Genomic DNA, 13,860 nt, shown 5'->3' on the forward strand with positions numbered 1-13,860 from the left:
TTACCAGTGGGGAGATTATGGGTCACCACACCCTTCCGTACCGGGAAACCGCTTCTCTGCACGGTTCACGAAAAAAGTGAACATGGATGCGGGCACCTATGTGTTTAAAGCGAATGCAGATGATGGTGTAAGGGTGTATCTTGATAACCAGCTGGTTATCGATGCCTGGCCAAATGTTGGTTTTAATCAGCGAAGCCAATCGGTCAACGTAGCTGCGGGAGAACATACCATTCGGGTTGAGTATCTTGAAGATGCGGCTCGGGCATACTTAAACTTTGACTTCCAGCCTATTGCTCAATTCAGTGAAAAGACGGGGAAATCTGTTTTTTATAACTGGGGGTCAGGCAGCCCGAGAAGTGGCATTCCATCAGATTTTTTCTCGGCCATCTTTGACCAAAGCAACAGCTTTTCAGCAGGAGACTATTTCATCCAGGCGCTTGCTGACGACGGTGTCAAGGTGGAAGTGGATGGGAACATGCTGATCGATCGCTGGAGCCATTATACCGGAAAAGCGGATCGCACTCTCTGGCTTGGGGTAACGGAAGGTCAGCACACCGTTAAAACTCATTATCTTGAGAATGTTTTTGGAGCGGCTATTCTATCGGATATCGTTCCGCTTGATTCCTGGCTGGCCTATTACTATCCAAACAAAGAGCTTTCCGGGATGCCGGCAGCATCAAAGATCATTTCTCCGACGGGGAGCCTGAAGACACTGTATCAAGACTTTGGTACTGGAAGCCCTGCCCCAGGAGTGGGAAGCGACAATTTCTCTGCGAAATATACGACGGCCAAGCGGGTAACGGCAGGAGAATACATACTCCGTGCTAAAGCGGATGATGGTATTCGAGTTTATGTTGATGGGAAATTGTATGTAGATCGCTGGACGAACAGCGGTTTCCGGGAGGACTCTATCAAGATTAACATTGCGGACCGGCCTGGTGTTCCAGAAGGGGAAAAGGATATTCACTGGATCGACGTCGAGTATTACGATTTGGCAGCTGAGGGCAAGGTTGAGGTTGGACTCGAACCTTTCCATGAAGCAGTGAAGGACCAGTGGGTGGGAGAAATATTCCCGAACCAGAATTTCCAGGGCACTCCATATATTATCGGTGGAAGCAACTCCCTCAGTCCTATTGCGAAGATAGATTACCAGTGGGGGAATGCAGGGTCACCTCATTCTTTAGTAGCCGGAGACAATTTCTCCGCAAGGTTTACGAAAAAACTCAACATGGAAGCGGGCACCTACGCATTTAGGGCAAATGCCGATGATGGAATCCGGGTTAAACTTGACAACCAAGTCATTATTGATAACTGGAGCTTTGCACCTCAAGGGGCAGGTATATATCTACCGGGAGGGGAACACACTCTCACTGTAGAATATATAGAGATATCTGGTAACGCATTTGCAAAACTTGATATAGAAAAGCTTAGCCCAAATAAGATCTTTTATCAGTTTGGCAAGAATGTCCAGTATAACTGGGGGTTAAGCGGACCTGCTACCTTCCCGACAGATCATTTTGAAGCTGTTTTTGATCAATCACAAAATGTTCAAGCGGGTGATCATTTTATACAAACATTTGCAGACGACGGAGTGCAGGTTGAGATAGATGGGCAAATGTTCATTAACCGCTGGACCGATTATACTGGTACAGCTGACAGAGCTTTATGGCTTGGTGCTTCAAGCGGTTCTCACACTATTAAAACTCGCTACTATGATAATGTTCTTGAAGCTGGAGTATTTTCACATATAGTGCCTTTTGATAAGTGGCTTGCATATTATTACCCGAATAAAACTTTAAATGGGTTCCCTGTTGCTGCCAAGGTTCTGGAGCCTGTTGGTGACTCTAAGAGATTATCAGAAAGTCATCAGGCAAGCAGTCCAGTACCAGAAGTAGGAGCCGATAATTTTTCTGTCCGTTATACAACTGCAAAACGATTAGATGCTGGGTATTATTCTCTGCGTACTCGGGCAGATGATGGTATCAGGGTTTATGTAGACGGGGTTCTCGTTCTTGATCGTTGGACTGGCGGAGTTAAGGAAGATAGTATTAGATTGAAAATCACCGACCGCCCTAATGTTGCTGTTTCCGAGAAAAATGTCCACTGGATCGACGTCGAATATTACGATGACATAGCTGCAGGACATATCGAATTATCTATTGATAAACAGCCGGGTCCAATTTATCTAACAACCCATTACAACTACACTTTCAGTCAGGCTGTAGATAAACAAATGAGTGTAGTACCACAAACGGATCTACATTCTAAGTACCTTCGTTCAGATTCTTTAGTAAAAGACGATAAGGGAACTTGGAGAGTAAACGGGAGTGGGTGGAATGTCAGGAATGGCCCAGGAACTTCCTATAATATAGTAGGTACTATGGTTCATTGGGCACCTGCGAGTATTTTAAGAACTGTTCCGGTAACTGGCGACCTTAATTGGTATCAAATTGCTGCTTGGATGATCCCTTTAAGAAACGATGTAGAATACTATATGAATCCTGCAAACTTTGCTAAGGAATCTACTCAATACTTCCAATTCCTAAAACTTTCAGAAAGTGCAGGCTTGGATGTAAATGAAGTAAATAGTAAGATTCTGAACGGAAAAGGAATTTTACAAGGCAAAGCAAGTGCTTTCGCTGAAGCAGGAAGAACTTATGGCATAAATGAAGTGTACTTAATTAGTCATGCATTATTGGAAACGGGTGACGGAAAATCTGAGCTTGCTACAGGAGTCCGTGTAACAAAGGTAGATGGTAAAGATGTGGAACCGAAGACTGTCTACAATATGTATGGAATTAAAGCACTAGACTCCTGCCCACTTGAATGTGGTTCTGAATATGCATATAAGATGGGATGGACTACTCCTGAATTAGCGATTAAAGGCGGGGCAAAATTTATTGCCGAACAATATATCGACGTAGGACAGGATACGCTTTATAAAATGAGATGGAATCCAAGCGCTCCAGGAACCCATCAATATGCTACAGATATAGGCTGGGCCGTAAAACAGGTATACAGAATAAAATCCTTATACGACCTACTGTCTAACTACACATTGATCTTTGACGAACCTGTTTATAAATAATATGGAAGTCCCCACGTGGGGACTTCTTTTTTTGTGTTTTCGGCACTTTCAATTCAACAGTCTCCTAATAATGCAGATATGATGAAGAATTAAATATTCCTCTCAAAAAGCTCGAGCAGCCAACGGAGTACTGCTAAATAGATAAGGCTAATGACCTTATAATCTATCCTGCAGTCGTATATTTATTTACAAACTATTAATTGGTTACAACCATTAGCCCGGTTATTGACTAAAAAAGCTATGAAGGACCAACCCCTTCATAGCTTTATATGTCTTGTTCTCTATTTAGGCTTCTCATGTTTGCTTTTGCCATTTCCAGACTTTTATCCCTTTCCTCCATAGGAATACAGCCATTAATAGCGTAGCAACAATTTCGGTAATCAGCGCTATCCAGGCAGTTCCATATTCTCTAAAAGTGGGGATCAGAATAAACATGAGCAAGACGCTTAGTGTACTAGCTGCAATGTAAACGAAAGACAACTGCTTTTTATAATCAAAAGTTACCATTGTAAGTGTACTGAATATATTGGCCCATCCGATAATTAGTGGCAAAGGTGATAATATTTGCATTAGCGGAACAGAAGCAGCGTATTCCGGACCTAAAAAAAGATTTACTAAATCATTGGCGAATAGTCCAATAATAATCGATAGAGTTCCCATGCTAAATGTTACTAGATAGAATAACCGATTAAGTATCCATAACCCTCTCTGTTGCGACTCGTGTAAAGCTTTGCTGAGAAATGGATACACAGTTTGTACGAGGGGAGCAACCACACTTGTTAGAGCCCTGATTACTCTTTCAGCACTTGAAAAATACCCGACAACAGTATTGCTGGCGAAGAACCCTAATATAAATGTGTTACTGGTTGTATAAAGACTGGTCATAATAGTAGAAATAAATATATCCCTGCCTTCTTTTAGCTGAAACAGAATTTCAGCTTTAGATGGCCACGCGAAGCGGATTTTATAGCGGAATAGGACCATGTAAAATCCTATAAGCCCAATCATCATGTAGCCCAGCGAGTTAAAAATAGGAACGTATAAAAACTGGGAGCTGTCTTTTACAAATACAAATATACTGATTGTAAAAATTGTTTTGGACAATATGTTTAAGATGGATATCACTTTCATATGTTCCATTCCTTGAAAGAACCATACTGGAAAAAGAACATTTCCTATTACCATTCCAAACGTATAATAGTATATGATTCCGTCCGATTGGAATTTGGGAACAAATTGTACCAATATGAATAAAACCAGTAGACATAGAAGCAGTAATACTATTTTTACAACCATAACGCTGGAGAAAATAACAGAAACTTTCTTATTATTTTCCCGGTTTAATGCTATTTCTTTTGTGGCGACCAGATTGAATCCATAATCAGTAAAGATCATAAAATATTGAATTAAAGCCTGGGCAAAACTTATTAATCCAAACTTTGCCGGACCAAGAACCAATAGTAAATATGGGAGTGTAATTAAGGGTAAGATGAAATTTAGGCCTTGTACACTGGCTAGAGATAAAAAGTTCGTTATAAGACGTTTTTTTGTTGACATAATACTTTAGGTTACTCCTTTATGATGGTAACATTGTGTCAGACAGTGTTTCTTTATTATATCTTAATCTCTTGATACGTCAAAAACCCCATTATACTATACTACAATATAGTATTAGAATCCCAGGAAGAATTTTATGGGATTAATATTGATTAATTAATATTTATCCTGGCAATTGTGGCAAATGAAAGTACTAACTATAAGTAGTATCTTAAAAAAATAAAAGCCCTATAAAGAATGAATAATTAAATTCTTTCTTTATAAGACTAAAAGTTAATTATTACATTAGCTTGTTGAAATTCAGCTGATGCCAGGCGCAACCGTTTTTTTATCTAATTCTAAATGCTCTCGTAATTGATCAGAGAGTGCTTGTCTTGTAATATCGTCAACATGGAAGTACCAAACACCATTATTTAATGTTATTCCTTTTCCTTCTATTTCTAATTTCTCAATGGTTTCAGCAGCAATTTTGTAATCTGATTGAATCCCTATTATATCTTTTAGCGTTAAATTCGTTACGATATTTTCTTGCAGTGCCTCAAGTATTTGATCATAGTTTGTTAACGAAGATAACGATTTTCCTTCAGCAATCACTTTGGAGATAACTTCTTTTTGTCTTTCTTGACGGCCGAAATCTCCGAGGGGATCCTCTTTTCTCATCCGAGCGTATTGGAGAGCTTCTTCCCCATCTAATGTTTGTTTTCCTTCTTGAAGATAAACACCATCTAATTCAAATTCATATTGATTGTCTACCTCTATACCACCAACTGCATCGACTATATCCTTAAAGCCTTGCATATTGACCTCTGTATAATAGTCAATTGGCACGTTTAAAAAATTTTCAATTGAACTAATTGTCATTTCAATCCCGCCATATGCATAGGCGTGATTCATTTTGTCAACTCTATGTTTATTTGGGTTATCTGGATTGATTAGTTTTGCACGTGTGTCACGCGGAATACTTAAAAGCTTAGTGGACTTGGTTTCAGGGTTAATAGTCATTACTATCATTGTATCAGTTCGCCCTGCATCTCCTTCTCGTTCGTCAACACCAACTAAAAGAATAGAGATAGGGTCTTTTTCCTTGAATTCTACTTTATCTTCTCTTTTTTCTGAAACCTCTCGTGATATCGGGTTGTGCATTTTATCAACTGCACTTACCATGTCTGTATAAAAGTTATAAGCAAATACACCAGTGCCTAATAAACATAAAGTAAATAACAATAGAAAGATTCGTACCCATCTTCTTGGTCTCCGTTTTCTTCGTCCAGATCTTGTTTCCATTTATAATATCCCTTCTTAGGTAGTTTCATAATTTAAGTCTTAATCAAAATTATAAGGGCGGAGCACGACAAGATGCAACAACAAATTATTTCTAAGTCTACAAATTACGACAGTATGATGTTATAATATCTGTTTGTAAGTGAAAAAAACTTAATATTGGTAATAAGTACTCCTTTACCAAATGTATTAATTTGTTATCATTTTCTATATTGAAAAGAAAATAATAAGAAAAGAAAAATAGAAGGTTTTTTGATTTTAATAAGGAAAGAGTGTGCTAAACATGAGTAATGCGATATGTGCGATTAGCATTGTGACATACAACAGTAAGCATATTTTTGATGTTCTCGATAATTTAAAAAAAGAGTTCGCTGAGGATGAACGCTTTCGATTTGTTATTTTTGATAATAATTCGAATGAAGACTATATAAAACATTTAAAGGAATATGAAGATTTTGCAGATATTAATTTCTACCATGAGAACAATGGCTTCGGATTCGGGCATAATTACAATTTGTTAAACGCGGACGAGAAGTACTTTGTTATATTTAATCCGGATATTATTTTAACAAAAGAAACTTTAACAAAAATGCTCGACCAAATGGAACAGGATAAAACTATATCATTACTAGTTCCCAAAGTGATAAATACTGATGGGACAACCCAGTATTTGATAAGAAATAGAGTTTCTGTGTTGGATTATGCTTTAAGATTTATTCCTTTTAAATTTGTTAAAAATATATTCTCTAAGCGTCTGGCCTCTTATGAATGTAGAACCCTTCCTGATGATCGAAACGTGGACATCCGTATAGGGTCAGGTTGTTTCATGTGCATACGCGCAGAGATTTATAAAGAAATCAAAGGTTTCGATGACAGGTATTTTATGTATTTTGAGGATTATGATCTTTGCCTGGAATTAGAAAAACGTAAAAAAAGGGTCGTATATACTCCCTTATCAATTGTTACTCATTATTATGAAAGAGGGGCTCATAAAAGTTCAAAATTATTTAGGATTTTCATGAAGTCCATGTATAAATTTTTCGATAAATGGGGTTGGAAGTTTTACTAAAAAAACCACGGGAAGAATAGCTTAGAGAGAAAAGATATTTGTAGGGAGAGGACTTCATGAGTAAGTTTGAGAAAATTTTGTTGACCGTTTTTTTCATAGAACTTTTTATAGGCGGGGGCGGAAGGTTGATTGACTTTGGAGTCCTTTCAATTCGTCAAGTACTGTTTTTGCTCTTAATAGTAACATTTGCTTTTCGAATTATTAACGAAAAAGCGTATTTTAATAAATATGTAAATACTTTTTTCTGGCTCACGCCTATAACAATTAGCATTTATGCATTACTAAGCTGGTTTTTTGTTAGTGCTTTGATTGGTTATATGAATGGACATCCAATTTCGATAGTTGCTGCTGACATATTGAGAGTATCTTTCTTCGTTTTATACTTTCCCTTAGCTTATTATATATCAGATGAGAGATTTTCTAAAAACAAGATCATGACTATATTAAAATATAGCGCGTTGACCGTCGCTATATTTACCATAGTGGTTTCACTATTAGGCAAAACAATTTTTAGCAATAATTTTGCCCCATTTTATAACTTCATGAACTGGATAATGAATGATGATTTATTCTTTAGACCGAGTAACAGTGTTTTTTACAAGAGCCACTTATTCGTATTAATTGGTTTGATCATTTCTCTGAATGCAATTTTAGCAAAAAGCTATACAAAAATCGACGTTATCAATGTAGTGTTATGCTCCATTTCGATTATATGGTCCGAAACTAGGGGGTTTTTAATAGCCTTTATGGTAAGTGTGTTCATGATCATTCTTCTAGATACTAAAGTAATTATTGACCCAATAAAGGGATTTTTAAACAAAATCAGAATAGTAACGCGCTCAAAGCAATTCCTAAAAAAATGTACGATTTTAATTCTGATTGTGATATCTATTCCATTATTATATGAACATATGACGATAGGGAGATTTGAGGAAGAAGTCACGAAGACTGAACCTACGGATTCCAATGAATACACTAATGGTGAACATGCTAATAGTAACAAAGAGCAGCCTGAAACACAGATAAATGATGTTAGTGTTAATACTCGAATGGAATTTATTATTGATTCCAAGAAGATTCTTTTTGACAATCCGGCAAATATTATTTTCGGCACTGGCTATGGGAAGGAAATAGCGGGAAGAGAACACGGAATTGAAATGAGTATGTTAGATATTTTAGTGGAGCAAGGACTCATTGGACTAGGAATTTGGGTATTGTTGTGCTTACTTGTTTTCTTCAATTATTATCGTGCTTACAAATCGGGAAAAAAACTTAGCACGGTGGACATATCTCTAATTGCTGCATTTATGGGAATGTTATTGCTGACCAATATAAACCCTTTCATTAATAATCCCATAGGGATCAGCTTTTTCTTAATTATGTTAATCATTTCGCAAAATAAGAAAGAAAATGTCTTAAAAACTAATTAAGATATGGGGAAATCTTATGAAAATGACAATTGTAGTGGTTGTCTACAATCAAAAAATAGAAGAATGTAAAACCTTCCAAACATTAAAATTAAACATGTTTGATAAGGTAGAGCGTTTGATAGACGTAGAATTTCTTTTATACGATAATAGTCAGCAAAAACAACAATTTTATGCTAATGACTATAAAGGAATAAGTATCAGCTACATTCATGACCCGCGAAATGCTGGGATTGCTGCTGCTTATAATTATGCGTGGTCCGTTGCAAAAGAAAGAGGAAATGAATGGCTTCTGCTATTAGATCATGATACTGAAATTACAAATGAATACGTTGATCATATAATGAATTTGCAGGAAACGGAAAGTGTGGTTGCGGCGGTAGTTCCAAAGATCAAGTATGATAATAAGATGATATCTCCTGTCTACAGCAATACTTTGAGACCACTTTTATCAGACAAACCGTCCGAGGGCATCCAGAACCAGCCAATAATGGCTATTAATTCAGGATCTCTTCTGCGTGTGAGTTTCTTAAATGAGATAGGTGGATTTAATAACGACTTCCCGCTGGATTATCTGGACCATTGGCTGTTTTATGAGATATATGCAAAAGGTCATAAGGTACGGGTGTTAGATGTCTCTTTAGAACATGATTTATCTGTTATGGATTACAGCAACGTATCCGGAAAACGATATTTAAGTATCCTAAATTCTGAGTTTAACTTTTATAAAAATTATAAAAGCGACTTGTATAAATCATATAAAAAACAATTGCTGAAACGATTATTAAAACAAATCCTCTTTGTGAAAAATAAAAATATAGCCTTTTATACATTCTGCCGTCTTTTTGATGTAGAAAGGATGTGGATGAAATGAAGTTATCCGTTTGTATAGCGACGTATAATGGGGCCCTGTTTGTGATTCGACAATTGGATTCAGTTGTAAAGCAACTTAATGTAACTGACCAACTCATTGTTGTTGATGATGGGTCTACAGACAATACGGTTGAGTTAATCAAACAAAAGTATGGTGACAGGATAGAGGTTCATGTAAATGAACATAATCTTGGTGTGATTAAAAGCTTTGAAAAGGCGATCTCGCTGGCAAAGGGTGATATTCTTTTTCTTTGTGACCAGGATGATATTTGGGAAGATGACAAAGTAGAGAAAGTTGTAAAAGCATTTTCTGAACAGGATGCATGGCTTGTCGTTCATGATGCCTATGTCGTAGATGGGAATTTGGAAATCATTAATCCTTCCTGGAACAGATATAACGGAAACAACGTAAATCAAGGGATTATCGGGAATGTTTTAAAGAATGGCTTCACTGGTGCCCTTATGGCGTTTAAAAAGGAATTAGTACCGGCTATTTTGCCTGTTCCGTCGACAATTGAAATGCACGATCAGTGGATTGCTCTTGTTTGTTTAAAGGAAAAGCGAAAGATAGTCTACATCGGGGAGCCCCTATTGAAATACGTCCGTCATGGCAGTAATGTTACAGGGATGAAAAAACGCCCATTTTCGGCAAAACTAAAAGGCAGAATTGGTACTGTAACCGCGATTGTTCGCTATGAGCGACAGTTGTGATTATTATTTTTTTGTAACAAAGGCTGAGAGTGTTTGTCTTTTATAAACTTTCTTCATTATAATGGGGAAGGATGTATCACAGAATTGCTTTAATAGGTTTTTATTTTTTGAGGAGGTTGGCTAAATGAAAGGAATTATTCTTGCAGGTGGAAGTGGAACCAGACTTTATCCTTTGACAAAAGTAGTGTCAAAGCAATTGTTACCAGTATACGACAAACCTATGATATATTATCCATTGTCTGTTTTAATGCTATCAGGTATTAAAGATATTTTAATTATTTCAACTCCGGAAGATACTCCGCGCTTTGAACAAATTTTAGGTGATGGTTCTGACTTAGGAATGAATTTTTCCTATAAAGTTCAGCCGCATCCAGGTGGGTTAGCGCAGGCGTTTATTCTTGGGGAAGAATTTATTGGAAATGATCGTGTTGCATTAGTATTAGGGGACAACATTTTTTACGGACACGGTTTAACAGATTTACTAAAAAAGGCTGCTGCTCGTGAAACAGGTGGTTCGGTATTCGGTTATTATGTCAATGACCCGGAACGCTTTGGAGTGGTTGAATTTGATCAAAACGGAAAAGCTGTTTCAATTGAAGAGAAACCTAAAGTACCTAAGTCAAACTATGCGGTTACAGGCTTATACTTTTACGATAATCGAGTTGTAGAAATAGCCAAAAACATCAAGCCCTCCGATCGCGGTGAGCTGGAAATTACAGATGTAAACAAAGCTTACTTGGATTTAGGCGAGCTTAACGTTGAACTGCTTGGACGTGGTTACGCCTGGTTGGATACTGGAACCCATGCATCATTATTAGAGGCATCACAGTTTATTGAAACGGTAGAGAAACGCCAAGCCTTAAAAATTGCTTGTCTCGAAGAAATTGCTTATAAAATGGGTTACATCACAAAAGATAAACTATTGGAGCTTGCAGAACCACTTATGAAAAACCAATACGGCCAGTATTTAGCCAAAGTGGCGGCACAAGGAATTTAATGCTGAAGCGGGGTATATAAATGAATGTTATCGAAACGAAACTGCAAGGTGTAAAGATCTTAGAACCGAAGGTGTTTGGTGACCATCGCGGCTACTTTATGGAAAGCTATAATAAAAACCTGTTTGAACAATTAGGGTTAAAATATGATTTTGTTCAAGATAATCAGTCACTATCTGCTCCAGTTGGAACATTAAGAGGGCTACATTTTCAACTAAATCCGAGAGCGCAAACGAAAGTTGTTCGGTGTATGTCTGGGGCTATTTATGATGTCGCGGTTGATATTCGAAAAGGGTCACCTACATACGGGCAATGGGTAGGCGTGATTTTAAGCGAACATAACAAACGCCAACTTTTAGTACCTAAAGGGTTTGCCCATGGTTTTTGCACGCTTGTGCCGGATACGACAGTTGCTTATAAGGTGGATGAGTATTATTCACCTGAACACGACGGAGGCATCTTATGGAACGATCCTGCTTTAGGAATAGATTGGCCAACAAATAACCCAATTCTGTCTGATAAAGATACAAAGCACCCGGTTTTATCTGAAGCTGCAAATCTTAACTTTGTATTTGAGAAATAGGAGGACACCACGATGAAATTGTTAGTAACAGGCGGAGCAGGTTTTATTGGAAGCAACTTTGTCCGCTACATGATAAATAAATATCCCGAGTATCAAATTGTTAACCTAGATTTATTAACGTATGCGGGAAATTTGGAGAATTTAAAAGATGTGGAAGACAAACCAAATTATAAATTCGTCAAAGGCGATTTAGCTGATCGCGAATTTATTAATGGATTGTTCGAGAAAGAAAAATTCGACTATATATTAAACTTTGCAGCGGAATCCCATGTGGACAGAAGTATCACAAATCCAGAGATTTTCGTTAAGACAAACATTGAAGGTACGCAAAACCTCTTGCATGCTGCGAAAAATATTGGTGTAAAGAAATACTTGCAAGTTTCTACAGACGAAGTGTACGGGACATTAGGAAAAGAAGGATATTTTACAGAAGAAACTCCATTAGCGCCAAACAGTCCGTACAGTGCAAGTAAAGCGGGTGCTGATTTGCTTGTCCGCGCTTATCATGAAACATTTGGTTTGCCTGTAAATATTACGCGCTGTTCGAATAACTATGGACCGTACCACTTCCCGGAAAAACTGATTCCATTGATTATTATTAATGCATTGAATGATAAAGATCTTCCGGTATACGGGGATGGATTAAACGTTCGTGATTGGCTCCATGTAGAAGATCACTGTCAGGCAATTGACCTTGTTCTTCACGAAGGACGTAACGGTGAAGTGTACAATGTTGGTGGAAACAATGAGCGGACAAACATAGAGATCGTGAAAACAATCTTAAACCATTTAGGCAAACCGGATTCACTGATTAAATATGTAACTGACCGTCCTGGACATGACCGCCGCTATGCGATTGATGCAACAAAGCTTCGTACTGAGCTTGGCTGGGAACCGAAATATAATTTTGATACAGGTATTGCACAAACGATTGAATGGTATTTAAATAATCAGGAATGGTGGAAGCACATTATTTCTGGTGAGTACCAGGATTACTTTAAATCACAATACGGTGAGAGATTAGAGGTTGAGTAATGATTGTAGTCGTAACTGGGGTACAGGGTCAGCTGGGCTATGATGTCGTTAAGGAGTTAGAAAAGAAAAACCATCAAGTGTACGGTACTGACAGGAGCCAATTAGATATTACGAGTGAAGCCGATGTCAATGCCTTTATAGATGAAGTGAAACCTGATGCAATCATTCATTGTGCCGCATATACGAATGTGGATCGCGCTGAGGAAGATAAAGAGACGGCCTATAATGTAAATGCTCTAGGCACGCAGTTTCTTGCACAGGCAGCGAAAAAAGCGGGAGCAAAAATGCTTCTTGTCAGCACGGACTATGTATTTGACGGTACAGCTGACAAACCATATGAGACCGATCATCCAACAAAGCCGTTGGGTGTATATGGAGAGACAAAATTAGCCGGTGAACAGCTCTTAACAGAAATTTTAGACGAGTATTTTATCGTTCGTACAGCATGGGTCTTCGGTATCAATGGGCATAACTTTGTAAAAACTATGCTTCGCCTCGGTGAGGAACGCGGCGAAGTGGGGGTCGTGCATGATCAGGTAGGATCTCCAACTTATACACCAGATCTAGCAAAATTTTTGGTAGAGTTGATAGAAACAACAAAGTATGGTGTTTATCATGCCACAAATAGCGGTGAGTGTTCGTGGTATGATTTTGCAGTTGAGATTTTTAAGCAAGCTGGTATGGATGTTAAAGTAAATCCATTAACAACCGACCAATTTCCTCGTCCAGCTTCCCGCCCAAAATATTCAATTTTAAGCAAAAAGAAGATTGAAGAACAAGGGTTAAAGATGTTACCGGATTGGAAGAAGGCATTATCTGAGTACCTGCAAGAACTTAAACTATAAGATACAATAATAACAGGGGTAACCATAGGCTGACTGGTACCCCTTTTTTTGATTTGGAAATTTGCGGAATATTTTCACTTTTTGCGTGTGTTTTTCGTTTGATTTTCAACAAAAATATGTATCGTTTCTTCAAACTGTAGTGATATTAAGACAAAAAATTAAATATTTAAGGATGAAACCTTTTAAAAAAATTAATCGTCTTATTTAGCGAAACAGACAGGAGTTCGATCTGTTAATTTGTGTGTTGAAAGGCTATTTTTTGGTGATGGGAAATTTAGGACCATATATAATAGGTGTTTGATAATTACCCTTCTTTTTTAGAGATATTCAGTAGCGCCATAATAAATATCATTACCAATTTGTGAATTCCTAAAAAAATGTTCCTCTGAAGAAGAA

11 protein-coding genes are annotated in these 13,860 nt (G+C 37.6%); 9 read left to right on the forward strand and 2 right to left on the reverse strand.

What is annotated here, in order from left to right:
- Positions 1–3,088 (forward strand): PA14 domain-containing protein (locus tag CU635_RS09640; RefSeq protein ID WP_180960021.1); only part of this gene is annotated, 3,088 nt, incomplete at its 5' end.
- Between the two features lie 294 nt (positions 3,089–3,382).
- On the opposite strand, the gene CU635_RS09645 is transcribed toward CU635_RS09640, so the two are convergent.
- Both CU635_RS09645 and CU635_RS09650 read right to left on the reverse strand, forming a co-directional pair.
- Entirely contained in the window at positions 3,383–4,645 is a 1,263-nt protein-coding gene (locus CU635_RS09645) for a flippase (RefSeq protein ID WP_101577159.1), read from the reverse strand.
- Between the two features lie 300 nt (positions 4,646–4,945).
- Positions 4,946–5,929: an LCP family glycopolymer transferase gene (locus CU635_RS09650; RefSeq protein ID WP_101577160.1), complete on the reverse strand. Its 984-nt coding sequence runs from the start codon at positions 5,927–5,929 to the stop codon at positions 4,946–4,948.
- Between the two features lie 280 nt (positions 5,930–6,209).
- On the opposite strand from CU635_RS09650, the gene CU635_RS09655 reads away from it, so the two are divergent.
- The 8 genes from CU635_RS09655 to rfbD all read left to right on the forward strand — a co-directional run bounded on the left by CU635_RS09655 (position 6,210) and on the right by rfbD (position 13,464).
- A complete protein-coding gene (locus CU635_RS09655) occupies positions 6,210–6,995 on the forward strand; it encodes a glycosyltransferase family 2 protein (RefSeq protein WP_101577161.1) in 786 nt (261 codons plus the stop codon).
- Between the two features lie 56 nt (positions 6,996–7,051).
- On the forward strand, positions 7,052–8,425 hold the full coding sequence (locus CU635_RS09660; protein WP_101577162.1) for an O-antigen ligase family protein: 1,374 nt from the start codon (positions 7,052–7,054) through the stop codon (positions 8,423–8,425).
- A gap of 16 nt (positions 8,426–8,441) precedes the next feature.
- Positions 8,442–9,296, forward strand: coding sequence for a glycosyltransferase (locus tag CU635_RS09665; protein WP_101577163.1), 855 nt, complete (start codon positions 8,442–8,444; stop codon positions 9,294–9,296).
- Positions 9,293–10,006 carry a glycosyltransferase family 2 protein gene (locus CU635_RS09670; RefSeq protein ID WP_101577164.1) on the forward strand — a complete coding sequence of 238 codons (714 nt, stop codon included), beginning with the start codon at positions 9,293–9,295 and terminating at the stop codon, positions 10,004–10,006. Before CU635_RS09665 ends, CU635_RS09670 begins: the two co-directional genes overlap by 4 nt.
- Positions 10,007–10,130: 124 nt before the next feature.
- A complete protein-coding gene (gene rfbA, locus CU635_RS09675) occupies positions 10,131–11,003 on the forward strand; it encodes a glucose-1-phosphate thymidylyltransferase RfbA (RefSeq protein ID WP_101577165.1) in 873 nt (290 codons plus the stop codon).
- A 20-nt stretch (positions 11,004–11,023) separates the two neighbouring features.
- On the forward strand, positions 11,024–11,584 hold the full coding sequence (rfbC, locus tag CU635_RS09680; protein WP_101577166.1) for a dTDP-4-dehydrorhamnose 3,5-epimerase: 561 nt from the start codon (positions 11,024–11,026) through the stop codon (positions 11,582–11,584).
- 12 nt (positions 11,585–11,596) lie between these two features.
- A complete protein-coding gene (gene rfbB / locus CU635_RS09685) occupies positions 11,597–12,619 on the forward strand; it encodes a dTDP-glucose 4,6-dehydratase (protein WP_101577167.1) in 1,023 nt (340 codons plus the stop codon).
- The gene (gene rfbD, locus CU635_RS09690) at positions 12,619–13,464 is read left to right on the forward strand and encodes a dTDP-4-dehydrorhamnose reductase (RefSeq protein ID WP_101577168.1); all 846 of its coding nucleotides are present in this window, start codon (positions 12,619–12,621) and stop codon (positions 13,462–13,464) included. Before rfbB ends, rfbD begins: the two co-directional genes overlap by 1 nt.
- Positions 13,465–13,860: the final 396 nt, after the last annotated feature.

The sequence above is a fragment of the Bacillus canaveralius genome, assembly GCF_002860125.1.
Classification (GTDB): Bacteria; Bacillota; Bacilli; order Bacillales; family Cytobacillaceae; genus Bacillus_BJ; species Bacillus_BJ canaveralius.